Origin of the sequence: Rothia mucilaginosa ATCC 25296, assembly GCF_000175615.1 — a bacterium.
Taxonomy (GTDB): domain Bacteria; phylum Actinomycetota; class Actinomycetes; order Actinomycetales; family Micrococcaceae; genus Rothia; species Rothia mucilaginosa.
Map to the genome: position 1 here is coordinate 1 of NZ_ACVO01000002.1, position 573 is coordinate 573.

At 53.2% G+C, this 573-nt stretch carries 1 protein-coding gene; it reads right to left on the bottom strand.

The genetic code is table 11. The features are described from left to right. On the bottom strand, positions 1-573 hold a 573-nt coding region (locus tag ROTMU0001_RS09135), incomplete at both ends, for a DUF6318 family protein (protein ID WP_005507459.1).

The following is a 573-nucleotide window of genomic DNA, read 5'->3' on the forward strand; positions in this document are numbered from 1 at the left end:
ATCCCACATATTGTTGTTATCTTCACTATTTTCATGATTTTCCCAGCTGCCGTCAGGCTCAACATACATAGCGTAAGTCCACTGGCGGTAGGCGCGCCAAATATAGGTCTCCCCGCCCTCAGACCATGGAGCACCATTGGCAATAAAATTATGGGTTCCAGCTACAACCCAGCCACCTCGTTGGTACAGGGAAGAAATCTTTTTATAGAAATCAATCTCTGATGTAAAGGATGGGCTCAAAAATTTAAGGGTTTCAGTGTAGTCTCCAGTCTGGATTGAATAATTTTCATGCAGGATCCATGCCCGAATGGTCTTTTCCAGCCCGGAAATAGACTTCTCGCGGTAACCCTCTTCGGGCACAGGAGGCTTGGGTACATTCTGTGCAGGTCCCTGCCAGTCGGCCTTACGGTACTCCCCATCGGGTGCCTTCGAACCGCCGGAATAGCCTCGGACAGTAGACGGAGTGGCACTCGCCGAGGGCGATCCAGATGCCGCTGCAGACGCCGAAGCGGTTTCGCTCGGTGCGGCGGAGGCGGTAGCTGCCGCCTCGTTATTAGCCTGCTGACCGCAGGC